At 71.2% G+C, this 25,366-nt stretch carries 20 protein-coding genes and 3 pseudogenes; 15 read left to right on the forward strand and 8 right to left on the reverse strand.

What is annotated here, in order from left to right; translation table 11 throughout:
* Nucleotides 1-264: 264 nt before the first annotated feature.
* Complete coding sequence (locus ACIBW9_RS33505; protein WP_398960786.1) at nt 265-1,185, reverse strand: helix-turn-helix domain-containing protein; 921 nt, start codon at nt 1,183-1,185, stop codon at nt 265-267.
* A gap of 174 nt (nt 1,186-1,359) precedes the next feature.
* Between ACIBW9_RS33505 and ACIBW9_RS33510 the strand changes: the two genes are divergently transcribed.
* Together ACIBW9_RS33510 and ACIBW9_RS33515 are read left to right on the forward strand one after the other, a co-directional pair.
* Complete coding sequence (locus ACIBW9_RS33510) at nt 1,360-2,706, forward strand: aldehyde dehydrogenase family protein (protein WP_398960787.1); 1,347 nt, start codon at nt 1,360-1,362, stop codon at nt 2,704-2,706.
* Between the two features lie 70 nt (nt 2,707-2,776).
* Nucleotides 2,777-3,889 carry an alkene reductase gene (locus tag ACIBW9_RS33515; protein WP_398960788.1) on the forward strand — a complete coding sequence of 371 codons (1,113 nt, stop codon included), beginning with the start codon at nt 2,777-2,779 and terminating at the stop codon, nt 3,887-3,889.
* A 270-nt stretch (nt 3,890-4,159) separates the two neighbouring features.
* On the opposite strand, the gene ACIBW9_RS33520 is transcribed toward ACIBW9_RS33515, so the two are convergent.
* Nucleotides 4,160-4,744 (reverse strand): asparagine synthase-related protein, encoded by a 585-nt coding sequence (locus ACIBW9_RS33520; protein WP_398960789.1) that lies wholly within the window; start codon nt 4,742-4,744, stop codon nt 4,160-4,162.
* Between the two features lie 336 nt (nt 4,745-5,080).
* Between ACIBW9_RS33520 and ACIBW9_RS33525 the strand changes: the two genes are divergently transcribed.
* Nucleotides 5,081-5,485, forward strand: coding sequence for an STAS domain-containing protein (locus tag ACIBW9_RS33525; RefSeq protein WP_398960790.1), 405 nt, complete (start codon nt 5,081-5,083; stop codon nt 5,483-5,485).
* Between the two features lie 174 nt (nt 5,486-5,659).
* Here ACIBW9_RS33525 and ACIBW9_RS33530 read toward each other — a convergent pair.
* A pseudogene (locus ACIBW9_RS33530) lies at nt 5,660-5,971 on the reverse strand (SOS response-associated peptidase family protein); the annotation flags it as partial.
* 263 nt (nt 5,972-6,234) lie between these two features.
* On the opposite strand from ACIBW9_RS33530, the gene ACIBW9_RS33535 reads away from it, so the two are divergent.
* The 4 genes and pseudogenes from ACIBW9_RS33535 to ACIBW9_RS33550 all read left to right on the forward strand — a co-directional run.
* A complete protein-coding gene (locus tag ACIBW9_RS33535) occupies nt 6,235-6,366 on the forward strand; it encodes a hypothetical protein (protein WP_398961013.1) in 132 nt (43 codons plus the stop codon).
* A gap of 438 nt (nt 6,367-6,804) precedes the next feature.
* Complete coding sequence (locus tag ACIBW9_RS33540) at nt 6,805-6,945, forward strand: hypothetical protein (protein ID WP_398960791.1); 141 nt, start codon at nt 6,805-6,807, stop codon at nt 6,943-6,945.
* The gene (locus tag ACIBW9_RS33545) at nt 6,942-7,712 is read left to right on the forward strand and encodes a hypothetical protein (protein WP_398960792.1); all 771 of its coding nucleotides are present in this window, start codon (nt 6,942-6,944) and stop codon (nt 7,710-7,712) included. The genes ACIBW9_RS33540 and ACIBW9_RS33545 overlap by 4 nt, the downstream gene beginning before the upstream one ends.
* Before the next feature lie 391 nt (nt 7,713-8,103).
* Nucleotides 8,104-8,391, forward strand: a pseudogene (locus ACIBW9_RS33550) (ISAzo13 family transposase); the annotation flags it as partial.
* A gap of 171 nt (nt 8,392-8,562) precedes the next feature.
* Here ACIBW9_RS33550 and ACIBW9_RS33555 read toward each other — a convergent pair.
* Both ACIBW9_RS33555 and ACIBW9_RS33560 read right to left on the reverse strand, forming a co-directional pair.
* Nucleotides 8,563-9,783 carry an MFS transporter gene (locus tag ACIBW9_RS33555; protein ID WP_398960793.1) on the reverse strand — a complete coding sequence of 407 codons (1,221 nt, stop codon included), beginning with the start codon at nt 9,781-9,783 and terminating at the stop codon, nt 8,563-8,565.
* A gap of 5 nt (nt 9,784-9,788) precedes the next feature.
* Nucleotides 9,789-11,132, reverse strand: a complete 1,344-nt coding sequence (locus ACIBW9_RS33560) for a peptide ligase PGM1-related protein (RefSeq protein WP_398960794.1) — start codon at nt 11,130-11,132, stop codon at nt 9,789-9,791.
* Nucleotides 11,133-11,314: 182 nt separating this feature from the next.
* Here ACIBW9_RS33560 and ACIBW9_RS33565 point away from each other — a divergent pair, with 182 nt between their 5' ends.
* The 7 genes from ACIBW9_RS33565 (at nt 11,315) to ACIBW9_RS33595 (ending at nt 21,719) form a co-directional block, all read left to right on the forward strand.
* Nucleotides 11,315-12,520 carry an NADP-dependent malic enzyme gene (locus ACIBW9_RS33565; RefSeq protein ID WP_398960795.1) on the forward strand — a complete coding sequence of 402 codons (1,206 nt, stop codon included), beginning with the start codon at nt 11,315-11,317 and terminating at the stop codon, nt 12,518-12,520.
* 57 nt (nt 12,521-12,577) lie between these two features.
* Nucleotides 12,578-13,750 carry a 3-deoxy-7-phosphoheptulonate synthase gene (locus ACIBW9_RS33570; protein ID WP_398960796.1) on the forward strand — a complete coding sequence of 391 codons (1,173 nt, stop codon included), beginning with the start codon at nt 12,578-12,580 and terminating at the stop codon, nt 13,748-13,750.
* 38 nt (nt 13,751-13,788) lie between these two features.
* A complete protein-coding gene (locus tag ACIBW9_RS33575; protein WP_398960797.1) occupies nt 13,789-14,457 on the forward strand; it encodes an isochorismatase family protein in 669 nt (222 codons plus the stop codon).
* Complete coding sequence (locus ACIBW9_RS33580) at nt 14,454-16,328, forward strand: anthranilate synthase family protein (protein WP_398960798.1); 1,875 nt, start codon at nt 14,454-14,456, stop codon at nt 16,326-16,328. Before ACIBW9_RS33575 ends, ACIBW9_RS33580 begins: the two co-directional genes overlap by 4 nt.
* A gap of 176 nt (nt 16,329-16,504) precedes the next feature.
* On the forward strand, nt 16,505-19,012 hold the full coding sequence (locus ACIBW9_RS33585) for a LuxR C-terminal-related transcriptional regulator (RefSeq protein ID WP_398960799.1): 2,508 nt from the start codon (nt 16,505-16,507) through the stop codon (nt 19,010-19,012).
* 501 nt (nt 19,013-19,513) lie between these two features.
* A complete protein-coding gene (locus tag ACIBW9_RS33590; RefSeq protein ID WP_398960800.1) occupies nt 19,514-20,194 on the forward strand; it encodes an alpha/beta fold hydrolase in 681 nt (226 codons plus the stop codon).
* A gap of 547 nt (nt 20,195-20,741) precedes the next feature.
* Complete coding sequence (locus tag ACIBW9_RS33595; protein WP_398960801.1) at nt 20,742-21,719, forward strand: hypothetical protein; 978 nt, start codon at nt 20,742-20,744, stop codon at nt 21,717-21,719.
* Here the strand turns inward: ACIBW9_RS33595 and ACIBW9_RS33600 are convergent.
* Together ACIBW9_RS33600 and ACIBW9_RS33605 are read right to left on the reverse strand one after the other, a co-directional pair.
* A complete protein-coding gene (locus ACIBW9_RS33600) occupies nt 21,707-22,237 on the reverse strand; it encodes a hypothetical protein (protein ID WP_398961001.1) in 531 nt (176 codons plus the stop codon). The two genes, ACIBW9_RS33595 and ACIBW9_RS33600, sit on opposite strands and share 13 nt — an antisense overlap.
* Nucleotides 22,135-22,695 (reverse strand): molybdenum cofactor biosynthesis protein MoaE, encoded by a 561-nt coding sequence (locus ACIBW9_RS33605; RefSeq protein ID WP_398961002.1) that lies wholly within the window; start codon nt 22,693-22,695, stop codon nt 22,135-22,137. Before ACIBW9_RS33605 ends, ACIBW9_RS33600 begins: the two co-directional genes overlap by 103 nt.
* Nucleotides 22,696-23,135: 440 nt before the next feature.
* On the opposite strand from ACIBW9_RS33605, the pseudogene ACIBW9_RS33610 reads away from it, so the two are divergent.
* Nucleotides 23,136-23,297 (forward strand): annotated as a pseudogene (locus ACIBW9_RS33610) (LexA family protein); the annotation flags it as partial.
* A gap of 283 nt (nt 23,298-23,580) precedes the next feature.
* On the opposite strand, the gene ACIBW9_RS33615 reads toward ACIBW9_RS33610, so the two are convergent.
* Nucleotides 23,581-25,341, reverse strand: coding sequence for a S8 family peptidase (locus ACIBW9_RS33615; protein ID WP_398961003.1), 1,761 nt, complete (start codon nt 25,339-25,341; stop codon nt 23,581-23,583).
* Between the last annotated feature and the right edge of the window lie 25 nt (nt 25,342-25,366).

Genomic DNA, 25,366 nt, shown 5'->3' on the forward strand with positions numbered 1-25,366 from the left:
GATCCCCGAGCGCTTCAACCGCGGTCCCGCAGCAGATCCGGCGGTGGATCTGACCCTGTCGGTAAATGCGACAAGGCGCCTACCCGGTAGGGAGTTGATGGCAGGCTGGCGCTTTCCGGGATCCACCGGGGTGGTTCGCTGCTTGAGGAGATCGTGCTGACCTCACGTTGGGCAGCTGGCCAAAGCCGTAGTCAGCCCAGTCAGCCTGTCAGCCCGGGATCTGCGCACGTGGCGCGCAGTCGACTACCGATGATCAACTGTTCATCAAGCCGTGCGTGCCGGCGGCATCCCGGCTCCCGCCCTTGTCCCGTCGGTGCCCCAGCTGGCCAGCAGTCGTAGTGCCTCCGCCGACGGAGAACCGGGTTCGGCGTGGTAGGTCGCCAGCGTCTGTTCGTGGTCGTCGGCCAGGTGGAACGACTCGAGGCGCAGATCGAGCTCGCCGACGAGCGGGTGATGCAGGCTCAGGGTGCCGTGGCACTTGTCCTTGACGTCGTGGGCGGCCCACAGCCGCCTGAACTCCTCGCTCTTCACGGAGAGTTCGCCCACCAGCGCGGACAGCCGGGGGTCGTTGGGATGGGAGCCGGCGTCCAGGCGCAGCTGAGCGACGACGTCGTTCGCTTTCTGCTCCCAGTCCACGAACAGGTCGCTGTACTCGGGCCTGAGGAACACCAGCCGTGCCCAGTTCCGCTCGTGCTCGGGCAGCTCGGCCCAGTCGCCGAAGACCGCCGCGGTCATCCGGTTCCAGGCGAGGATGTCCCCCCGCCGCCCCACGAGGATCGCCGGGCCGCCTTCCATGGTGTCCAGCAGCGTCCGCAGGGAGCCCCGCACCCGCTGGGTGCGGCCGGCCGGCTTCTTCTTCTGTTTCGGCTTCGCCAGGTGCGTGAGGTGGGCGCGCTCGGCTTCGCTCAGTCTGAGCGCGCGGGCGATGGCGTCGAGGACCTCCGCCGACACGTGCCGCCCGTTGCCCTGCTCCAGGCGCGTGTAGTACCCCACCGACACCCCGGCCAGCTGCGCCAGCTCCTCGCGGCGCAGCCCCGGTACCCGCCGGTGCCGCCCGAAGTCCGGCAGGCCCACGTCCTCCGGCTTCAGCCGGGCCCGTCGGGTGTGCAGGAACTCACTGAGCTCGGCACGCGGGTCCAGCGCGTCGGCGGCGGGCTCGTGCACCGGCTCGGGGTATTCGTCCATGCCTCCGAGTATCCACGGTCGGACGCACACGAGCCTGCCCAAGCCAGTGGTAGGCACAGCGGATGTACACAAAGCTGTGACCTGGGTGAATACCGGATCGTCCAGCACGCTGGCCACTGTGCCCGGCTGGAAGTCAGCCGGGGCGTGACCTGCATCAGGAACGGAGTACACCCCATGACCGCAACACAGGGGACCGAGTCGAGGACACACCGGAGCGAAACGGCCGCGGAGGTGGTCGGCCGCCTTCGTGCGACGTTCAACACCGGCGTCACCCGCGGACTGGACTGGCGCGTCGACCAGCTGCGGCGGCTGCGGGCGCTGCTGGTCGAGAACGAGCAGGAGCTGATCGACGCGCTCTGGGCGGATCTGAGGAAGAACCCCGCCGAGGCGAAGACGCAGGAGATCGACTTCACCGTCGCCGACATCGACGAGACGCTGGCGAATCTGGAGAGCTGGCTTCAGCCTCGCCCGGTGGAGGTTCCCGCCCACTTCGGCCCCACGACCACGGCCTACACCACGTACGACCCGCTCGGGGTGGTCCTGGTGATCGCTCCGTGGAACTTCCCGCTGCACCTTCTCATCGACCCCATCATCGGCGCCCTGGCCGCCGGGAACACCGTGGTGGCCAAGCCGAGCGAGATCTCGGTGCACACCTCAGCGGTCGCCTCACGCCTCCTGCGCGAGTACTTCGACCCTGCCGTGCTCTCGGTGGTCGAGGGGGGCGCCGAGGAGACCACGGCCCTGCTGGCAGAGCGTTTCGACCACATCTTCTACACGGGCAATGGCGCGGTCGGCCGGATCGTCATGGCCGCAGCCGCCCAGAACCTCACCCCCGTCACGCTCGAGCTCGGAGGCAAGTCGCCGGTCTTCGTGGCGCCCGACGCCGACGTGGAGGAGACCGCGAAGCGGCTGGTCGGCGGCAAGTTCGGCAACGCGGGGCAGCAGTGCATAGCCCCCGACTACGTGCTGGCCGACCCGGCCACCGCCGCCGCGCTGGTCCCCGCCCTTCGTGCGGCCATCGAAGCCCAGTTCGGCACCAGCCCGCAGACCTCGGCCGGCTTCGGCCGGATCATCAACGAGCGGCACTTCGACCGGCTCACGCGTCTGCTGGACTCCGGCCGGGCGGCGGTGGGAGGACAGCACGACCGTGACGACCTGTTCATCGCACCGACCGTGCTCACCGATGTCGACCCCGCATCGCCGGTCATGCAGGAGGAGATCTTCGGTCCGATCATCGCCGTCGTCGAAGTCGAAGACCTCGATGCCGCCATCGCCTTCATCAACGAACGCGACAAGCCCCTCGCGCTCTACGCCTTCACCACCTCCGAGGCCACCAAGTCGCGCCTGTTGAACGAGACGTCCTCCGGCGGCGTCGCCTGGGGCCAGCCGGTGATGCAACTGCTCATGCCCGGCCTGCCGTTCGGTGGCGTCGGCGAAAGCGGCATGGGCCGCTACCACGGCCGGTACTCCCTGGAGACGTTCAGCCACCTCAAGGGTGTCGCGGACGTCCCGCTCAGCTAGCCTCGCGCGTTCTGCCGACGTCGCAGACCTTCATCCCGTTTCCCTCCGTATTGCAGAAAGGAAGAAACCCATGCCTGTCAACACTTCAGAAGCTTCGCCCGCCCCGTCACTTTTCTCCCCTGTCTCTCTCGGGAAGATCGAGCTCGCCAACCGCATCGTCATGGCACCGCTGACCCGGGTCCGGGCCGGTTCCTCCGGCATCCCCGGGGACCTGATGGTCGAGTACTACCGGCAGCGGGCGAGCGTCGGAATGATCATCACCGAGGGCACCTACCCCGACCACGCGTCGCAGGGGTATGTCGGTGAGCCGGGCATCGCCACCGACGAGCAGGCGGCCGGCTGGCAGCGGGTGTTCGAGGCGGTGCACGCCGAGGGCGGCCGCATCGTCCTGCAGATCATGCACGCCGGCCGCGGCACCCACCCCGACATCAACGGCGGCCGCCGCATCCTCGCCCCCAGTGCGATCGCCATCGACAACAAGACGTTCACCGAGAAGGGCGAGCAGCCCTACCCCGTACCGGAAGCGATGACCACCGCAGAGATCCGGGCAGCCCTGGAGGACTTCGTCGCCGCGGCCCGCCGGGCCGTCGACGCGGGAGCGGACGGCGTGGAGATCCACGGCGCCAACGGCTACCTGCTCCAGGAGTTCCTCTCACCGGCGGCCAACCAGCGCACCGACGAATACGGCGGCTCGCCGCACAACCGCGCCCGCTTCGTCGTCGAGGTCGTCACGGCGGTCGCCCAGGCCGTCGGTGCCGATCGGGTCGGGCTGCGGATCTCGCCGGAGGTCGACCTCGGGGACGTCTTCGAGACCGACCGGGACGACGTCCTGGCCACCTACGGCACCCTGCTCGACCAACTGCGCCCGCTGGGCCTGGCCTACCTCTCCGTACTGCACGCCGAGCCCGGCGGCGACCTGGTGCAGGAGCTGCGGCGGCGCTTCGACGGCAAGCTGATCGTCAACAACGGCCCCTTCGGGGGGCAGACCACCCGCGAGCAGGCGCTCCAGCAGATCGAGGCCGGCCACGCCGACGCCGTGGTCGTGGGCCGGGCCCTCATCGCCAACCCCGACCTGGTCGAGCGCTGGCAGGGCGGCCACCCGGAGAACGAGCCGCGACCGGAACTGTTCTACGGGCCGGGCGCCGAGGGGTACACCGACTACCCCGTCCTCGAAGCGGCTTGAGGCCCCAGGGTCACGCCTGTCCATGCGCCAGCCCCACTCAAACATGGACAGGCGCCCGACGGGCGACACTGTGCCCGCCCCTGTGAGCCCGCGCTCACACCGGCGATCACCGGCTCGAGGACCGTCGGTCCGTCAGGGCGTTGACGGGCCGCAGGTTCCTGGTCAGCAGCCTGCGTTCGGTGACCTCGTCGAGCACATCGCTCTCGTGCGCTGCCACCGCGGCGGCCTTCGGCCACACCTGACGCCTATGACAGGGCGGCACCCGCAAGTTCACCGGGCACCCCCGGTCGGGGCCAGGACCATGGTGTGCGACAGCCACCAGGACGTGATGAGGAAGTTCTCCAGCGCGTGCAGCGGCGGTCGGCCGATCCCCGCCGCGGTGGCGTCCAGCGCCGTGTGCACCGCTGTGGCGTCGATCAGCCCGTGCCCCACCAGCGTGCTCGCGTCGATCAGCTCGTGCAGCTCCTGGTGGTGGGCGCGCAGGCCCGCGTACTGCAGCGGCGTGAAGTGGCCTTGCCCTGCCTGCCGGTCAGCCAGCCCGGCAGGTCGGGGGCGGGCCATGGCCAGCAGGGGTTTGTAGACACCTGGACGGCGCCGCTCTCCGGCACCGATCCGCAGGCAGGCTGTGACGACCTCGTTGTCCAGGAATGGGCTCACCTGGTTCACGCCGTGCTCGGCGAACAGCGATGCGCAGTCGCGTATGGCGGCGTCGTTGTAGCGCAGCGCGGCCCGGGGCTTGAGGTCGAACCGCTTCCAGATTCGCCCGATCGTCGACTTCGACAGGCCGGTGCGCTGGGCCATCGAGGCCCGCGAGCAGTGAGTGTCCTGGCCCGGGACCGACTCCAGAGTGGCCACGACGACCTCCTCGACCTGGTCGAGGAGGATCGAGGGCGGCCGGCCCGAGCGCGGCTCTGAGGGCGGCGGCGTGCTCGACGAGGTGCTGGCGGTAGCCCTCTGAATTGAGGTGCTGGCGGTAGCCCTCTGAACTATCGACGACTGGGCCAAAGTATTTTTTGAGCGCCGTCGGGGTGGCCATCAGGGGACTGATCCCATCTGCCGGCCGTCGGCGTGGGGATGACATCGCCGACTCCTTCCTACGGGAGAGGAACCTACCGCGGTGCGTCCATGGATGAAGGTAGCCGGACGGGGTAGCAGGGCTGCTGCCGCGTATACCCCGTTCGAGGAGGGCTTGTGACCGAACCAGCAGGTCTGAGTGTCGAGGTGTCCGTGATCAGCTCCGACGCCGCGATCATCACCATCAGTGGGGAGCTGGACGTCGAGACGGGCCTCGTCCTGCAGCACCAGCTCGCCGGCCAGGTAGTGCATGGACGCCGTCACCTGGTGCTGGACTTGGCGGAAGTACCGTTCATGGACTCCTCTGGGATGGGCGTCATCATACGAGCCATAAACGAGGTTCGGAGCATCGACGGATCCGTGTCCCTGGCCGCCCCCAGTCAAGTGGTGCGACGTCTGCTCGACCTGACCGGGGTCAGCATGAGCTGCCGGATATTCGACAGCGCGGACGCGGCCTGTGAAGCGCTCCTCGGTCAAGGCGGTGAGACCGTGAACACCACGACAGGCAAGGCGGCTCAATAGCAGATCAACCAGACAGAGCTCCCCGGGATGCTGTCAGGCTGGGTCCGTCTCTACGGGGAAAGTGGCGGAGCCAGCCTGGGTTCACGGTGCCATACGTGCCCCCGACGCGCTCGCTCTCCGGGCGAAGTCTCTTTCGGGAGACGCTGCAACGGCGGAGAAGCCCTGGGAGGCGAGTTCGTCCAGCAGCTGGGGGCCGTTGTTGCGGACGTTGTTGACGGCCGTGGAGACGGGGCGGGCATCCAGGTGACCGTCGGCCGGCTGGCCGAGCAGGGCCCGCAGCTCGTCGGGGTCCTGGTGGGTGGGGTCGAGCCAGGCGTCGTAGTGCTCAGGGGCGAGGGCGAGCGGCATGCGGGGGTGGACGCGGCCGGCCGTGTCGGCAGCTTCGGCCGCGTCGGTGGCTTCGGTGGCTTCGGTGGCTTCGGTGGCTTCGGTGGCTCCGGTGGCTTCGGTGGCTTCGGTGGTGATGATGGCACAGGTCATCAGCCACGTCAGCCTGTTCGCCCTGGACGTCGCCGCTCTCCGGGCCCCCGCGCCGCCCGCTGAGGCCGCGGGCCAGGAGACCGGCCGCGGAGCCGAGGCCGCCGCCCGGTCGGACCCCTGCCCCAGACCCCCACCGACGCACTGGGCACCATGCCCCCGTCACCGCGGCTTTCCCCCCTCCTCACCTGAACGGTGCGTCTGCTGTACAGCGGGGCAGTGTCCGTTCACCGGAAAGTGAGGGCGCGGGCACGACGGCGCGCAGTCGCTGCGTGTCCGGCAGACACGGACCGGCGTGGCTCCGGGGCCGCAACCAGTTGCGGGTCGCGATGTTCCCGGCGATCGACCCGGCGGATGTCGAGGCGCTGACGAAGTGCATCGACTGCGTGTTCGAGAAGCTCTGACCTCTCGGTGAGTACGCCGGTGAAGCGCCCGGTGGCTGCCGGGCGCCCTTTGTTCGTTCATGGCCGAATAGCAGTGCCTCCTCTGCTCCTTCACACCCCCCTTCGGGACCTTGGCGTCGCTTTTCGGCCGCGCCAACAATCCCCATGGGAGTGCACGTAGCACACATACGAGCCAGAGGAGCCACAGCATGGGGCGGGATTCGATCAACCGGCAGAAGTACCCGAGCCGTAGAAGATGTGTCGGCCTAGGTGTGGCAGCGCTGGTGGGCGGGTTGCTGCCGCCGATGCTGGGCGCTGACAGTGCCGCGGCTCAGCCACCCCAGCAGTTCAGCTTCACGTCCCCAGGGCAGTTCACCTTCACGGTTCCCGGCAGTCCCACTTCGGGCGCCCTGAAAATCCTGACCATCAGGGTCTGGGCTTCCGGGGCCGGCGGGAGCGGTGGAGCCGGAGCAGGCGGCGGAGGCGGCGGCGGAGGAGGTGGCGGCGCCCTTCTCGCCGCGGGCGGCGGAGGCGGAGGCGGTGGAGGCGGAGGCGGAGGCGGCGCCGCCGGCGGAGGCGGAGGCTCCGGAAGCTTCGTGAAGTGCACCGAGGTGGCACTCGCCGGGGAATCCCTGACCGTCGTGGTGGGAGCCGGGGGTGCCGGCGGCAACGCGGGGACCGGCGGGACCGGTGGCTCCGGCGGCGGCAGTGGCGGTCCCTTCGGCGGCGGTCCCGGCAGCACGGGCACCTCAGCCGCACTCGGCACAGCCGGTGCCGAGAGCAGGGTGACCGTCACCACGGGTGTGGACCTCGCCTTCGCCCCAGGCGGCAACCGCGGCACCAGGGCCGCGACGGGCGGCTCGGGCGGCAGAGGCGGCGCTCCCGGTCTGCTCGGCGGGGCCGGCGGGCTCGGCGGTGGCGGCGGGGGTGGCGGCGCCATCACCGGTTCCGGCGGTACGGGCGGCGGAACACCACACTGCCTGACTGCTCCCGGCATCCCGGAGAACATGGTGAACGGCAACGACGGCAGCCCCGGCACTGTGGGCAGCCCCGGCGGGGCCGGTGCCAGTGGCGCGAGCCGGTCGGGCGGCACAGGTGGCGTCGGCGGAGGTGGCGGCACGGGCGGCAGCGGCGGCGGTGGCGGGGCCGGTGGCACGGCCATCAGCGCCGACGGGTTCACCTTCGGTGCAGGCGGCAGCGGCGGTGGTGGCGGCAAGGGTGGCGCCGGCGGCACCGGCGGCACCGGCGCCACCAGCGGCGGTACCGCCGCCACGAACGGCTCCGCCGGCAGCACCGGGGACAACGGCACGGCCGGAAGCACCGGCGGTGACGGGGCAGTCGTCATCGACGTGGCATCGGTTCCGTAGGCAGCGCCCCAAAGAGGCGCGGGGCTGTGACACATGCGGCTCAGCCGCGGTGGGGTCCCCCCCCCGCTCGAGCGAAGCCGAGAGTGGGGAGCGCCCAGCCCCGCAGCCAACCGACGGCCGATCGCGGCGCCTTCAGCGAGGCGCTTGGCTCCCAGCGCCGGAAGGGCGCCCCGCGAACCACACGGGGCGCCGTCTGGCACCGGTGCAGCAGCCGCAGGAGTCCGACGACGACCGCTGCCGCGACGGCGACGGCTAGCGCGCCGACCTCGACGTTGCCGCTCGCACTACCACCGCGCCGGCCCGCTGCGCCCGAACTCCCGCTGGCCGAGGGCGACTTAGGCTTGTCGGGATACAAGTCGTGGCTTCAGGCTCTGGGACTCGTTGTTCTGGTATGGGGAGACCGGAGGGGATCGAGGCCGTCCCTGCGAAGTTCCAGGTGTTGTTACCGCATCTGGACGAGCGTCAGCGTCGGCTGGCCATAGGAGCGGAAGCGCGGTCGCTGGGGCATGGTGGGATCAGGCTCGTCGCTGCTGCCACCGGGGTTCGGGAGGGCACGGTCTCGCGCGGCGTAGCTGGACTGGAGTCTGGCCAGGCCCCGTTGGGGCGGGTGCGTCGTCCTGGTGGGGGCCGGAAGAAGGCGACCGAGCTGGATCCGGGGCTGCGGCCGGCGCTGCTTGCCTGCTCTCCCGGCGCCTGCAGCCCCCAACCGGCTGAGGTTCCCCCCGCCGGGTTCGCGTCCCGGCCGGACGCCGAGGCCGCCCGGTCGCCCTGTGGCCGAGACCGCGCGGGATGACCGGGTCGTTCGCCCCGGCGGCCCCGACCGCACCTGCCGGGCCCGGCGACGGACAGGTCAGGTGCAGTGGTCCGCGTCGGCGAGGGTGGCGGAATTCGCGGTGGTACGAGGTTTGGAGCCGCGTTCGGCGAAGGCGCTGACGGCGGTGATGAGGAGGGTGATGGCGACACCGCCGAGGATCGCCACCGAGGGCGACGCCAGGTCCAGGGCCACCGCAGACAGGGACGCGGTGGCGCTGTAGCCCACGCCCTGGACGGCGTACATCACCGAGTACGCGGCGGCGTGGGCGTGTTCGGGCAGGCGTTCCCGCAGGCTGAGGTTGCGGGTGACCATGACGCCGGACTGGAAGACACCCGCGAGGAGCAGTGCCGCGGCGATGCCTACCAGGCCCGGCAGCAGGGTGATCAGGCAGACGCAGGCGGCGGTGACGGCGAGGAGGACCAGGCTCTGCACCCGTACCGAGCCGGGCCAGGTCCGCAGGCCGTAGCAGAGCGCACCGGCCGCGCTGGCCAGGGCGAACCCGGCGAGCAGTGGGCCGGACCAGCCGACGGCGATGTCCCGGTCCTCCAGGAGCGCGGGCAGGACGAGTTCGGCGGTGGCCAGCATCGCCATGGCGGCCGCGCTGGTGAGGTACACGGGCCAACCGGTCAGCAGGGTCCGGGTCAACGGCGCGGCGGAGCGCCCGGCGGGCTCGGGGGCCCTCTGCTCCGGGAGGCGGAGCAGCAGCAGGGAGGCGGTGGCCGCGAGCAGCGCGCCCAGCAGCAGCGGGGCGCCGGGGTGCACCTGGAGGGCCAGGAGAACCACCACGCCGGGTGCCGCGGCCCAGACGCACTGGGTGAGGGTGGCCTCGGCGCTCAGTGCGCGGGGCACCAGGCCGTCGTCCACCAGCCTGGTCAGCGAGGCACGCAGGCCGCCGGGGCAGGCGGCCGGTGCCGCGCCGGCCAGGAAGGCGAGGGCCAGCAGGACGGGCGACGGGGCGGAGTGCGCGAACGGCAGGGCACCGAAGGCGAGCGCACCCGTCAGCAGCCCGGCGGACAACTCCCGCCGCATCCGGCCGCGGCCCAGCCGGGTGCCGAGCAGGGGGGCGCCGACGACCTCACCGAGGACGTACGCGGAGGCCAGGCTCGCGCCGAGGGTGTAGCCCCCGGGGCTCTCCCTGCTGAGGAAGACCAGGGCCAGCGGGGCCATGGCCACCGGGACCTTGCTGGCCAGGGAAATCAGCGCCCACAGCAGGAGTTCACGGGTCATCAGCTCCCGGTAGCGGGGTCGTGCGGACAACGCGATCAGCCCTCCGCACACAGAGGGGTCAGCGCGTCGGCGACGGCCTGCTCCAGTTCCCGCGCGTGCCCGGCGTCCCGGGCGATCACGCAGTACTCGCCGAAGCCGCCGGACGGGCTGTCGTCGTCGACGGTGATCAGCACGCCGGTGCGGGTGGCGAGGTCGTAGGCCAGGCCCCGCTCGGTCAGGGCCTGGACGGAGGTGGGGAAGGGCGGGAAGGTGCAGCGGCGCAGTTCGACCAGCACGCGTTCGGCGAAGTAGTCGTCGCCCACGACCCGTTCGCCGATCCGGTGGATGTGGGTGGAGCCGCCGGTACGGCAGTTGAACTCGTTGATGAGGATGTTCCGGTCGGGTGTGACGATCGCGTCGATGCTGACGATGCCCCGGTAGCCCATCGCGTGGATCGGCCGGCACAGCCGTCGTACGGCGTCCAGGAAGCCGGGGAAGGCGGGCAGTTCCGCCGACGGGGCGGGCACGATGAGGCCGTTGAGGACGGGCTTCATCCGCATCTCGCCGTGTCCGGTGAACTCCACGCCGTGTTCCTCGATCCGGACCTCGGCGTAGATCGGAGCGGACTGCGGTACGTACTGCTCGATCACCACGCGGTTGCGTCCGCCGTCGGTGAGCCAGGGCCAGCGTTCGGTCAGATACGAGTCGAGGTCGGCGCGGCTCGCGGTGAACACTGCGCGCTGGGCGCCCAGCGGGTCGACACCGAGGGTGGGGCTGACGATCTCGTTGCCGAACCCGGCGACGTGGAAGTCCTGCTTGAGGATGGCGGGCTGGCCCTGGGACAGCAGCCGGTCCCACAGGTAGTCCGCGGCCTCCTGCTGGGCGGAGAACACCCCGCCGGGCGGGACGGGGGCGCCGGTGCCGCCGGCCAGGGCGCGGAAGGTGGCCTTGCTGTTGAGCAGCCGGCCGCCGCCCTGGTCGAGGAAGCCGAAGCCGGGGGTGGCCTTGTCCAGGCCGAGCGTACGGGTCAGTTCGGCGACGGAGCTGTCGAAGTGGAAGGGCAGGACCCGGTCGACGCCGTGGGTCTGCACGGCCTGCCGCAGCGCGGTGAGGAAACCCTCGTCGGTGAGCCGGTCCTGGGACAGCACGCCCTTCCCGAAGCGGCCGGGCGGCGGCACCAGCACCTCGACCGAGTCCCGAGCGATGCCCAGGGCGGCGGTGACATAGCGCAGGAATTCCTCGCTCACGGCGATGGGCAGGACCAGGACATCGCCGTCCTGGAGGCACCAGGCCATGCGCTGGGCCTGGTTTCCCACGTACAGCCGGTATTCCGGATCCAGGAGTTCGAGGTCACCCACCATTTCCTCGGTGCGCTGATTACTGATGATGAGTGTGGGCATTCTGCGCTCGCTTTCTCTCTGCCGGACAGGTGTTTCGTCATTGTGTTTCCTCTTCTTTCCCGGGGGCCACTACTCAAGTGAGTAGAACGGCCGGCGTGCGCGAATTACCCGGTCGAGTAGTGCGGCCGAACAGCGCGTTCAACTAGCGTCCTGGTGACCTGTCGAAGAGAAGGGCTTTCACCATGACCGCAGTCGGGGTGAACAACCCGGTGACGGACGCTGAGGTGTTCGCTGCTCATGAAGGCGGAAAACTGAGCGTGGGGGTCACCACCGCGTTCCACGATTCCCGGGCGCTGTCCATCGCCTACACCCCGGGCGTGGCGGCGGTCAGCAAGGCCATCGCGCGGGAACCGGAGCTCGCCGACCGTTACACCTGGGCCGGCCGGTTGGTGGCCGTGGTCACCGACGGCACCGCGGTGCTGGGCCTCGGCGACGTCGGACCGGCCGCGGCGCTGCCCGTCATGGAGGGCAAGGCCGCCCTGCTCAAGCAGTTCGGCGGGCTGGACGCGATACCGCTGGTGCTGGACACCACGGACGTGGACGAGATCGTCGACACGCTGGTGCGGCTGCGTCCGTCGTTCGGCGCGGTCAGCCTGGAGGACGTCGCGGCGCCCCGGTGCTTCGAGTTGGAGGACCGGCTGGTCCGGGCGCTGGACTGTCCGGTGATGCACGACGACCAGCACGGCACGGCCATCGCTGTGCTGGCGGCGCTGCGCGGCGCGTGCACGGTGGTCGGCCGCCCGCTGACCCGGCAGCGGGTCGTCGTCTCCGGGGCCGGCGCGGCCGGTGTCGCCTGCGCCCGGATCCTGCTGGCGGCGGGCCTCACCGACGTCACCGTGCTCGACTCGCGGGGCATCCTCGTCCCGGGCCGCGTCGGAATGAACCCGGCGAAGGCTGCGCTGGCCGGACGGACCAACCCGCGCGGGCTGCGCGGCGGACTCGCCCAGGCGCTGCGGGACGCCGACGTCTTCGTCGGGGTGTCCAGCGCGACCGTGCCGGAGGAACTGATCGCCTCCATGGCCCCGGACGCGATCGTCCTCGCGCTCTCCAACCCCGTACCGGAGATCCATCCGAAGACCGCCGCACGGTACGCCGCGGTGGTGGGCACCGGCGGCAGCGACTTCCCCAACCAGGTCATCAACACCCTGGCCTCGCCGGGGATCTACCGCGGTGCGCTGGACGCGGGCGCCCGGCGGATCACCGACGGTATGAAGCTCGCCGCTGCCGAGGCGATCGCGGAGGTCGCAGCCGCCGACCTGGCCACGGACCGGATCGTGCCGCACTCGCTGGACCCGAGGGTGATGCCCGCGGTCGCCTCCGCCGTGGCCCGGGCGGCCCTGGAGGACGGCGCGCTCGACGGCTCCGGGGACTGTCCCGGCCACGCCTGACCGGGCGACCCCGACCACCACCCGAATCCCCCTACACCCGGACGGAGCCGTCACGGCATGGCCGTATCAACGGAATCCCTCGCTGCACTGCCCGCTCTGCAACAGCCCGACTGGGACGATCCCGAAGCCATCGAACGCGTACGCAAGAGACTCCGTTCCGCGCCTCCCCTGGTCACCTACGAGGACGTGACCGACCTGCGGGCCCACCTGGCGGAGGCCGCGGCGGGGACCTTACAGATCGTCCAGGGCGGCGACTGCGCGGAGGACTGGGACGAATGCACCCCGGAGGACGTCGCCCGCAAGGCGGGCCTGCTGGACGTCCTGGCGGGCACCATGGCCATGACCGCGCACCGCCCAGTGCTGCGCGTGGGACGGCTGGCCGGCCAGTTCGCCAAACCGCGCTCCCGGCCCACCGAGACCGTGGGCGGCGTGGAACTGCCCGTGTACCGCGGTCACATGGTCAACTCCCCTGAGCCCGACGCCGAGTTGCGCCGCCCCGATCCCTCGCGTCTGCTGACCGGGTACCTGGCCGCCGGGACCGTCATGGAACTGCTCGGATGGCCCGCCCGGCGCGGTCGGCCGCGGTCCTGCGCGCCGATGTGGACCAGCCACGAGGCCCTGCTCCTGGACTACGAGCTGCCGCTGGTGCGACGGCAGCCGGACGGCCGCTCGCTGCTCACCTCCACCCACTGGCCGTGGATCGGCGAGCGCACCCGGAGGCTCGACGGCGCCCATGTGGCCCTGCTGGCCTCGGTGGTGAACCCGGTGGCCTGCAAGGTCGGCCCCGGCATGACCCCGGACGAACTGCTGGCGCTGTGCGAACGGCTGGACCCCGGACGCGAACCGGGACGGCTCACCCTGATCGCGCGGATGGGCGCCGACGTCGTGGGCGACCGGCTGCCGCCGCTGGTGAGCGCCGTACGCGCCGCGGGACACCCGGTGGTGTGGCTGAGCGACCCGATGCACGGCAACACGGTGACCGGCCCCGGCGGTCTCAAGACCCGGCTTGTCAGGACCGTCGTGAAGGAGGTCGAGGAGTTCCACACCGCGGTGAGCGGCGCGGGCGGCGTCACCGGCGGGCTCCACCTGGAGACCACCCCCGACGAGGTCACCGAATGCGTGGCCGGCCAGGACGACCTCCAGGACACCGCCACCAAGTACACGAGCCTGTGCGACCCCCGCCTCAACCCGAGCCAGGCGATCACCGTCGCCTCGGCCTGGCGCGGCTGACCCAGCGGACCGGAAACGGAAGGAATACGAGAGAACCGATGGCAGGGATTCCCCCCACCGTGCCCTATCCGATGCCCACGCAGGGCGAACTCCCCCCGAACACCGTCGACTGGGCGGTGGACCCCGGGCGGGCCGTCCTGCTCATCCACGACATGCAGCGCTTCTTCCTGCGCTCGTTCAAGGCGGGCCAGGCCCCCGGCGACGACCTGGTGCGCAACGCGACGCTGCTTCGCGACCGCTGTGCCGCCCTTGGCATACCGGTCGCCTACACCGCGCAGCCGGGCGGGATGACCCCCGAACAGCGCGGTCTGCTCAAGGACTTCTGGGGACCGGGCATGACACCTGCCCCGGAGGACCGGGAGGTCGTCCCGGAGCTGGCCTCGGCGGCGGACGACTGGCTGCTGACCAAGTGGCGCTACAGCGCCTTCTTCAAGACCGACCTCCTGGACCGGATGCGCCGGCACCGCCGCGACCAGCTCGTCATCTGCGGGGTGTACGCCCATGTCGGGGTACTGATGACCGCCGTGGAGGCGTTCACCCACGACATCCGGCCGTTCCTGGTGGCCGACGCGGTCGCCGACTTCTCAGAGGCGCACCACCGGATGGCGCTGGAGTACGCGGCCGGGCGCTGCGCCCACGTCACCACCACCAAGTCCCTGCTGACCGGACTGGACGAGGCGGGACGGGACGGAGGCGGACTCCGATGACCGGGGATCTGTTGGCCCGGGTGCTCCGGGAACAGCCGCCCGCGTACGCGCTGCTGCACCGCCCCGAGCGCGCCGGTGACACCCTCGAAGTGCTGCTCGGCGAGATGTCCGAGGTGGACACGCTCGCGGCGATCCCGTTGCCGGAACCGGCGGCCGGGGCGGGCGCTGGGCACGAGGTGCTGGCGATCGTCCCCTACCGGCAGGTCCGCGAGCGCGGGTTCGCCGCCCCCGACGACGGCGCGCCCCTGCTCACCATGGCCGTCACCGCCCAGGAACGCCTGCCGCTGGCCGAGGCACTGCGCCGGCTCCCCGACCGGCCCGTCACCCTCACCGGCGAACGCTTCGAGCCGGACGACGCGCGCTACGCCGGCCTGGTGCGCCGGGTCATCGACGAGGAGATCGGCCAGGGCGAGGGAGCCAACTTCGTCCTCAAACGATCCTTCGTCGCCGACATCAGCGATTACGGCCCGCACAGCGCCTGGTCGTTCTTCCGGCGGCTGCTGGAGCGCGAGTCCGGCGCGTACTGGACGTATCTGGTCCACACCGGCGGCCGTACGTTCGTCGGGGCGAGCCCGGAGCGGCACATCAGCCTCGCGGACGGCACCGCCGTCATGAACCCGATCAGCGGCACCTACCGCTATCCCGCCTCCGGCCCGGCGCTGCCCGAGGTGATGGCCTTCCTCGCCGACCCCAAGGAATCGGACGAGCTGTACATGGTGGTGGACGAGGAACTGAAGATGATGGCCCGGATCTGTGACCCGGGCGTGCGGGTCGTCGGGCCGTACCTGAAGGAGATGGCCCGGCTCGCGCACACCGAGTACTTCATCGAGGGCCGCACCACCCGCGATGCGCGCGAGATCCTGCACGAGACGCTGCTGGCGCCGACGGTGACCGGCAGCCCGCTGGAGAGCGCCACCAAGGTGATCTCCCGCCACGAACCGGAGGGGCGCGGCTACTACAGCGGGGTCCTGGCCCTCATCGGCCGGGACGAGCACGGCGGCCGCACGCTCGACTCCACCATCCTCATCCGCACCGCCGACATCGACGCCGCCGGGCGCGTCCGGATCGGGGTGGGCGCCACCCTGGTGCGCCACTCCGACCCCGAGGCGGAGGTCGCCGAGACCCGGGCGAAGGCGGCGGGACTGCTCGCCGCGCTCAAGTCCCGCGGCCCGCACCGCTTCGCCGACCATCCACAGGTCCGCGAGGCGCTGGCCCGGCGCAACGAGACCATCGCCGGGTTCTGGCTGGGCACCGGCGACCGGCCGGAGCGCACGGTGCCGGTGCTGGCCGGGCGCCGGGTGCTGGTCGTCGACGCCGAGGACACCTTCACCTCGATGATCGACCACCAACTTCGGTCGATGGGCCCGGAGGTGACCGTCCGGCGCTTCGACGAGCCGTACCGCTTCGACGGCTACGACCTGGTCGTCATGGGCCCAGGTCCCGGTGATCCCCGCGCCGCGGACGACCCGAAGATCGCCCATCTGCGGTCGGCGGTCGGCACCCTGCTGCGGGAGCGGCGTCCCTTCCTCGCCATCTGCCTCAGCCATCAGGTGCTGAGCGTCCTGCTCGGCCTGGAGATCGTCCGCCGCTCGGCGCCGAACCAGGGGGTGCAGCGGGAGATCGACCTGTTCGGGCGCCGGGAACGCGTCGGCTTCTACAACACCTTCGCGGCCCGCGCCGACGACGAGATCGACCGTCCTGGGATGGGCCCGCTGCAGGTCAGCCGGGACTCGGAGACCGGCGAAATCCACGCGCTGCACGGCCCGGGCTTCGCCTCCTTGCAATTCCATCCCGAGTCCGTGCTGACCGAGGACGGGCCACGTATCGTCGGCGAACTGCTGGCTGAGGTACTGGGGGTGCCCGTGGGCTGACCGCACGACCGGCCCCCCACCTCGGGGACCGTAGCGAAACAAGACAATCTGGCGTGATTGTGAGGAGCATCACCGCGTCGGGCCGCCGTATGGGGAATGGTTGATTCCCAGAACAGCGGTCCGGGCGACCCCCTGGCCAGCGGTTCCTGGTCCTGGACGTCGTCACGGGGGTACAGATGCCCGAAGTAAGGCTGCACGGACGCGAGGAGGAGCAGCGGCACATCGCGGGCTTCCTCGACCGGGCGGAACCCGACGTGCCCGGGATCCTGGTCGTCAGCGGCCAGACCGGCATCGGCAAGACCAGATTGCTGAGCGAAGCGGCGCCGCTCGCGCGCCGGCGCGGATTGGCCGTCCACCATCCGCGCACGGCGGACCTCAAGTCGGTGCTGGCCCACCGCCCGCACTCCCCCGGCGACCGCACCCTGCTGGTCCTGGACGACGTGGAGGCCCTGACCGCGAGTGAGCTGCAGACGCTGCTGCGGACCGTCGGGCAGGACCCCGCGCCGTCGCCGACGCTGCTGCTCGCCCGCGCCGCCACAGCCCAGACCACGCCCTGCGGGGCCGCCGGCGCCCGGGTGCACACGCTGGAGCTGTCGCCGCTGACCGGCGGGGCGATCCGCGGCCTGGTCCGTGACCTCATCGGTGTACCGCCGAAGGCCGGGCTGCTGGACGTGGTGAACTGCGCCCACGGCAATCCCCGGCTGATCGTGGAACTGGTCGCGGGACTGGCCGAGGAGGGCCGCATCGGGCCCGAGGGCGAGCTGATCCGGCTCACCCCGCGACAGCTTCCGGCGCGTGTGCGGGCCGCGGTCGACGAGCATCTGCGGCAGTTGTCCAAGGAGTCGGTGCAACTGCTGCGGGTCGGCACCATCCTCGGCCGTACCTTCCCGCTGTCGCAGGCGGCGGCCATGCTGGGCACCGGCACCGCCGCGCTGCTGCCCGCCCTCGACGAGACGGTGGCCGCCGGGCTGCTGACCTTCGCCGACGACGGGGTGAGCTTCCAGCAGCCGCTGGTCTGGCGGGCCGTGTACGAGTCGATCCCGGCGACCGTGCGGGCCGCCCTGCACCAGGATGCGCAGCGGTGCGCGGCCCGGCCCGGCGCTCCCGTCCACGCTGCGGCCGACCTCGGCATGGCCGAGCTGGGGCTGGCCGAGATGGGACGCCGAGAGAGCGCGCGGGAGCAGGACGCGCCGGTGGCGCCGGGAGGCGCGGGGACGGCGGGCGCGATCCGGACGCTGCTGCGCACCGGGCACACCGAGCCGGTCGTCCTGCTCGTCCGCAGCGCGCTCAACCGGCGGCTCCCTGCCCCGGAGGAACTGGTCCTGCGGGGCCTGATGACCGACTTCGTGCTGGCGGGCGGGCACGCGGACGCGGCGCTCGCGGCGGACCGGGCCGGGCCGGCGGCCGGTTCCGTACCGCTCGCCGACGCGTGGGCCGACACCGTGATCGACCAGTTGGCGGGGGCAGGACCGGAGGCCGCGCGGACGGCCGCGGTGGTCCTGTCCGGTCTGGAGTGGGCCGAGGGCCGTACGGCGGAAGCCGTCCGCTGGGGCCGCCGGGCCGTCGACCAGCCGCTGCCACCCGTCCCGGCGGCCGACGGCGCGTATCCCCGGCTGGCACTGGCGGCCAAACTCGTCGCGCTGGGCGAGACCGAGGAGGCGGAGGTACTGCTCGGGCGGGCGTCGGCGGAGAGCGACGACACCGTTCACCGACCGGCCGCAGACCTGGTACGGGCGGCGGCGCATCTGCGGGCCGGGGACCTCGATGCCGCCCGGCAGCGGGCGTGGGACGTCCGGTCGGCCGCGTCCGACAGCGGGCTGCCGGGCCTCGCGGCCTGGGCGTCGGCCACGCTGTGCCGCGCCGACCTGCTCGCGGGCGACACCGGGTCGGCGGCCAGGCACCTCGCCCGCTGCCGGGAACACCGGGCAGCCCTGGAGGCGGTTCCGTACCTGACCCTGCGCTGCCACTGGCTGGACGTGCTGCTGCACGCCGCCCGGAACGAGGTCCGCGAGGCGGCCGGTCTGCTCGCCGCCGCCCCCGTGCCGCTGCCGTCCTCGCGCCCTCTGCTGCTGATGGAGCCCAGCGCGGCGGCCTGGTTCGTCCGCTTCTCCCGCCGGGCCGGTGACCCCTCCCTCGCCGACACGGCCCTCAAGGCCGTGGAGAAGCTGGCGGCGGACAACCCGGACGCCCCCGACATCCGGCTGGCCGCCGTGTACGCCCGCAGCCTGTACGAGTGCGACCCAGAGGGGATCGCGCGGGTCGCGGCGGACCACGGCGACGCCTGGACCCGGGCCCGCGCGGCCGAGGACCTGACAGCCCTGCTGGACGAACGGCAGGTGGCCCCCGGGGTCGTACCGCAAGTGTCCTCGCTCCAGCCCGGCCCGTGGACCACGCGCGACCACGTGGGCCGGATGACCCTCGTCGACGCCACGCCCCACCAGCGGCGGCCCGCCCCGGCCGGCGACACGGAGGCGCTGACGCACATGGAGCACACCATCGCCGACTTCGTCGCCCGGGGCTTGACCAACCGTCAGGTCGCCCAGCGCGTGCACCTCTCCCCGCACACGGTCAACTACTACCTCCGGCGCATCTACGGCAAGCTCGGCATACGCTCCCGCGTCGCCCTGGCCCGCTACGTCCACGACCACGGCCTCGAACCGGGAGGAGCACGCAGAAGCCGGTGACAGGGACGGCCGGCCGCGTCGGCCGAGCGATCGAAGCCGGGTAGCGCTGCCTGCCGCCGCGGGCGCGAGACGGCAGGATGCCGTCGGACGACGCCTGAGCCTGTCCTACGGTTTTGGCGCGGGCCCACGCCGGTCATTCGTAGGATCGATGAGCCCGAGGACTCCGGGTATGGCATTGAGCTTGTCGCCGCTCGATGGCTGAAAAGACTTGACCACCCGGAGCCCGTGACGACCACAACCGCTCGTTGGGACATGCGACTTGACCGTTGTGCAGGACATCGTCTGCGGGACCGCAACACGGGCACAGGCCGCGACAAGCAGACCGACCGCACAAGAAGGAGGACCCACCATGTCCGAGACCGCCGGCTCGCTCATCGTCCCCGGCGCCCGCCTGCGCTACCAGGTCCGCGGCACCGGCCCGCCGCTGATGATCTCGCAGAGCGGAGAGGCGATGTCGACCCCACCGTCGACCTCGTCCCTCACCTCACCGACGCCTACACCGTGGTCACCTACGACCGCCGGGGACTGTCCCGCAGCCGGCTCGACGACCCCGGGCGGGGCGCGACCCTGGCCGAGCACGCCGACGACGTCCACCGCCTCCTGGCCCACCTCACCAACGCCCCGGCTCTGATGCTCGGCTGCAGCCTGCAGGCCGTCATCGGCCTGCACAACGCCGTCGCGCACCCCGGGCAGATCGGCACGCTGATCGCCCACGAGCCCGTGGCCCCGCGCCTGCTGCCCGCCGCCCAGTGCGCACGCCACGAGCGTGAACTCGCCGATCTCCAGGCCCTCTACCTCCGCGAGGGCCTGGGCGCCGCTCTCCCCGCCATCGCCAGGACGCTGGGCATCGACCCGGCCGCCACGGACACCGAGCCCGGCCTGACCCCGCAGCCCATCGACGCCCGGCGCGCCGCCAACTTCGACTACTTCATCCAGCACGACTTCACCGCGGTCGTCCAGGACACCCTCGACATCACCGCACTGAAGCAGACCCCGACGCACATCATCCCAGCGGCAGGCCACACCACCCCGCGCACCGTCTTCGACTACGAGTGCGCCGAAGCTCTCGCCGCCCTCCTTGACCGCGAACTGCAGGACCTGCCCGGCGGCCACCACGGCAACACCAGCCACCCCCGAGCCTACGCCACCCGCATCCGCGAGCTCCTGACCACCGCGCGCTGAGCCCGGCAACTCGCCATCCCCATACGGGTCTCCCCCACCGGTCGACCGCCCCCGGCGCGCGAGTGGAACAACCTTCCGTCGCGACCGATTCGACACTTCACCGCTCCGGGGGGACCGATCCGTGCCACGACCTTCGGGTACGGCGCCCACGCTGCACGACCAGTACGCGTCCCGGCGGCCGCTCTCCCCCCACCCTGACAACCCTCTGGGATGGACGAACAGGGCGTGGACCCATGGTCGGCAAGCCCGACCACCAGGAGCCTGAGAGGGAGCCTGCCGGCCGCGGAGGCGCCCGTTTCGACCGTCCTTCTCGCGGGTGGTCGCCGCCCATGCCCGGTCCGGCAGATATGCGATCGGGCCGCTTCTCATTCGACCCGTTATTGCACAGTTGTGACGGCGAGCGCACAGCTCCGTCATGCGCCGTGGGAAGACTCCTTCTGATCGCGAAGAGCAGCAGGCCGAGCGGACCGGTTCGGGTGCCGGGGACGGCGGGCGGCTCCCGCGAGACTCTCGTCGCAGCGTCATTCACATTCCTGGGGGAACCTCGATGTCCGCTCGTAACCGTCGGAGCACCGCAGCCGTCATCACGGCAGGTGTCGCCGCGCTGCTCGCCCTGAGTGGCGCGGCCGCCACCGCGATGGCCGCTCCGTCCTCCGGCCGCGACGCCAGGGGCAGCGCCGCGATGGTCGCCGCGTCCGCGTCCGCCCACACGCTCACCGTGCCCAGGGGTCTCACCATCAGCGACGGCACCCGCCATGTCTGGGTCAACGGCAAGTCGATCGACTTCGGCACCGTCGTACGTGACCTGACCTGGAACCCTCGCGGCACCAAGGCCGCCTTCATCGACGGCCACGGCAACCTGGAGGTCTCCGACCCCGACGGCAGCCACCGCAGGACCGTCGCCGCCAACCCGGGCGGGCAGACCTGGTCCCACCCCACGTGGCAGGTCACCGCGGCCGACCGGGCGAACGGCATCCCGGCGAAGAACAACATCATCTTCTCGGCCAAGGTCCACGGCAGCACCGTCCTGGAGCGCGTCAAGGCCACCGCCGACCACGGCACGCCTGCCAGGATTAGCCTGAACAGCGACGCGGACGGCGGCAGCCTCCCGAAGACCGACAACACCTGGCCCAACGTCGGCGGGACCTACGGCACTTCCGTCTACGAGAACACCCACACCGGCGAGGTGTACATCCGTGACGACTACCTGCGTCAGCAGGGCGGTGCGCTGACCAAGGGCTCCGAGCCCGCGCTCGCCCCCGACGCGGAGGAGGTCGTCTTCGTGCGCTCCGTCGGCGGGCACGACCACCTCTTCGTCGACGACCTGAGCGCCGGCAGCAACGCCGTCAAGGACATCACCCCGCACGCCACCACCGACTACACCGAGCCCACCTGGTCGTCCGACGGCAAGACCCTCGCCTTCCGCGCGCCCTCCGGCACGTACACCGTGACCAGGACCGCCCACGGCTTCGGCAAGCCAGTGAAGGTCACCCAGCACACCGGCCTGCCGGCCTACCGCGGCTGACCGCCGCCTGGCCGGCCGCCGCAGCGGGCGAGTTCGGCCCGCAGCTCCTCCAGATGCTCGTCGGCCGTGTCATGCGGCAGGTACTCGACCACATCGAAAAAGCGGAACAGGACCTGGGCCGAGGTGACGGCGAACTCGTAGTCGCCGAAGCCCACCACAGCACCCAACTCACCACGAACGGCACCCCGGACGACATGCGCGGTCATGTCGTCCGGGTCTTCCGCTGTCAGCCCCCGCCGCGCGTTGGGGCGCGCCAGATACGGGCAGACCATCGAGGCGTAGAGCATGCAGGCGCGGTGCCCCGGGGCTTCCAGCGTCGCCGCCATGTTGCGGTACGGCCGCCCGGCAGTGAGCGCCTCGCGGATCGCCGAGCTCTCCGCGGCGCCGACCACCCGCCACACCGGCCCCTTGGGCATCAGGGTGTTGCACACGGAACACAGCCGCCGTCGCGCGCACTCGGCGCTGCGCCCGTAGTCGGTGAGCGCGAACTGGGGTTCGTCGCCCTTCCACGGGGTGATGGCGGGTACCGGATAGCCACGGCTATCCCGAGGTCGGGCCTCGACGCTCGCCGGCATGGGAACGGAATCGAATCGCACACCTCATGTTCAACCACAGGACCCTCGCACCGCGACGGGCAATCAGGCATGCCCGCACCTGGGAAGTCCCGGGACGGTGTTCCCCGGGCGGGCTTCCGGGCGTTGCTGGAGTGGAGTCCATGCGGCTGTCTCAGCTCGCTCGCCTCGGTGACCGGGACCGGGCCGCTGCGGTGGAACAACGCCACGCGCCCGAGGACGGGCCACCTCCCCCGGGCGGCGCGCGCGATCCGACGAAGACGCGGCTCGACATGCCGGTCGAACGCCTCGTAGTCGATCCCGACGATCCCGGTACGGCGCCCGGTCAGGTCCTCGTTGTCGTCACGCACGATGCCCGTGAAGGTCACGACCGCTCCGCAGTGCGGCACGGACGCCCACTCGATCGCCTCGGCGACCGCGCTCCCGGGTCAGGCCCACTCGGACCTCGTCGTCTGCCACCATGCGTTCATCCTCACCGGCCTCGGCCCACCGCACAGAACGTGGCGCGACAGCCATTTGACCGACGGCGACGGGAACGTACCGCCGTATTCGGGTTTTCCGGTTGTTCACACGGCGAAAACGTCGCACCTCTGAACATGGGCCAAGACTCGGATACGGGAGTAAGCGAGGTAGGGCATGGCGGAAACAGGGCCGAACGAGACGAACACCGGTCAGCGAGACGTCTGGCGGGAGCTCTACGGGACCATTTCGTCAGCCTGGATGGGGGAAGTCGAGCGGGACGGTGGCATGTTCGACGGTGCCGTGCACAGCGACTTCCTCGGCCATCTCCGGGTGTCGGGGGTCATCGTCAGAGTGCGCCAGGAATCCGCGCACGCGTCGGTTTCGGGTCGTCGGCGACTCCATGATCGAGGCCGCGATCTGCGACGGTGACTGGGGCACGGTGCGCCGCCAGCCGGTTGCCGATGTCCTATCAACGCCTCAAGACCTGGAAGGACTCCCGCGATCCTGGATACGAGGCCAAGAAGGCTCTCATCGAGGACTTCTGCGCGATTCCCGACGGCGAGGTCATGGCCGAGGACGGCGAGCCTGAAGTCGTCTTCTTCCTGGACGAGTTCGGCCCCCTGCGAACGCCTACGGCAGAAGGCCCCAGACCACCACTGTCATAGGCGTCCGTCAGCTGTATGCCTCTCCAGGCCGTTCGCGGCCATCCTGGACGTCTCCGGCATGGTGGCCCCGGCGGCGGTGTACACCGCCGCCGGGGCCCATGTTCCGTTCTGCTGCCCAGCAGTTCGCCCCGTAACTGTACGCGGGCCTTGCAGAGCCCTGCGCTAGAAGGTCAGGTTCCAGGCGTCGATCTTGCCTGTGTCGGAGGCGGCGTTGTCGTTGACACGCAGCTTCCAGGTGCCGTTGGCGACCTCCGAGGAGGCGTTCACGGTGTAGTTCTGGGCGATGTTGTCGGCGCTGCCGCCGGTGTGGTTGTGCAGCGTGTAGACGGTGCCGTCCGGCGCCACCAGGTCGACCTTCAGGTCGCCGATGTAGGTGTGCTTGATGTCCACACCCACCTTGAGGGTGGCCGGGGCGTTGCCGGTCACACCGGTGACGACGATCGGGCTCTCCACGGTCGCGTTGTCGTTGATGGCGAAGTCCGTGAGGTTCTCGAAGTACTTACCGGGCGGCGGGGTGGTCCCGACGGCCTTGAGGGCGTCGACCTGTCCCTCGCCGAAGAACGAGTTGTTGGCCGTCGTGCCGGTGCAGCGGCTGTCCGAGGGGCACGCGATGTCGTTGGCCTGCTCGGCCAGCTTGGCGCGGATCTGCGCCGGGGTGATGCCCGGGTTGGCGCTGGCGATGAGTGCCGCGACGCCGACCACGTGCGGGGTGGCCATCGAGGTGCCGCTCTTGCTGCCGTAGCCGCCGCCGGGGACCGTGGAGTACACGTTGCTGCCCGGCGCCGCGACGTCGATGACGCCCTGCCCGTAGTTGGAGAACGAGGCCTTGGTGACGCCTGTGCCGTTGGCCGCGACCGTGACCACGCCCGGCAGCTCGGTCGGGATGTCGAGGCAGGCGTTGGTGATGGTGCGGGTGACCGGCGTGGAGTCGTTCGGGCTCGCGGAGTCGGTCGTCTTGTGGGCGAGGTCGTAGTTCTCGTTGCCCGCGGCGGCGATCTGGAGGGAGCCCTTGCTCTCGGCGTACTCCTGGGCGCGCTTGACGCCTTCGATGATGGCGGCCTGGTCGATGTTGTCCGGGCAGTTGAACTGCCACGGGTCCGTGTAATAGCTGTTGTTGGTGACCTTGAAGCCGTGGTCACCGGCCCAGACGAAGCCGCAGATGGTGTTCTCGGCGAAGAAGAAGGAGTTGCCCGGCTCGGCGACCCGGACCGCCGCGATCTTCACCCCGGGGGCCACGCCGACGACGCCCTTGCCGTTCTTGGCCGCGGCGATGGTGCCCGCCACGTGGGTGCCGTGCGTGTCGACGTCCCGCCAGGCGCCGGTACGGGTGTCGGGCTTGCCGTAGGCGCAGGAGACCGAGTCGGCCGCGTCGAAGTTGGGCGCCAGGTCCTGGTGCTGGTCGTCCACACCGGTGTCCAGGATGCCGACCTTGACGGAGGCGGAGCCCGGGTTCACGGCCCAGGCCTGGTCGGCCTTGATCTGGCTCATGTCGGCGCGGACCGGTTCTCCGGCCGGGGTCGAGGCCTGGCTTGGACTAGGGGGGAGCGCCGGGTCGTAAGCGTCGGCCGGGACGTCCGAGGTGCGCGTGGCGCCGACTTGCTGCACACCGGACACGCCGCGCATGGTGGCGGCGAAGGTGCTGGACGCCGAGTGGGCGACGATCACACCGATGGCGTCGAAGCTCGAGAAGACGGTGCCGCCGTTGGCCGCGATCGCGGAGCGGACCGCCGATGTGTCACCGGGGGCGGTGATCACGAGGTAGGCACGCGTGCCGGCCACCCAGGTCGCACTCTGGGAAGCCGGCTTGGCGGCAGGAGGGTGGGCCTTGGCGGCCGGCACGGTGGAGGGGACGACCGGGAGCGTACCCGCGAGGGCGCCCGGGGCGCCGAACGCGAGGGCGGCGCCGACCGTGGCCGCCAGCACCAACGTGCGTCTCGGTCGGCTGGAT

Source organism: Streptomyces sp. NPDC049541 (genome assembly GCF_044465725.1).
In the GTDB taxonomy this organism is placed as follows: Bacteria; Actinomycetota; Actinomycetes; order Streptomycetales; family Streptomycetaceae; genus Streptomyces.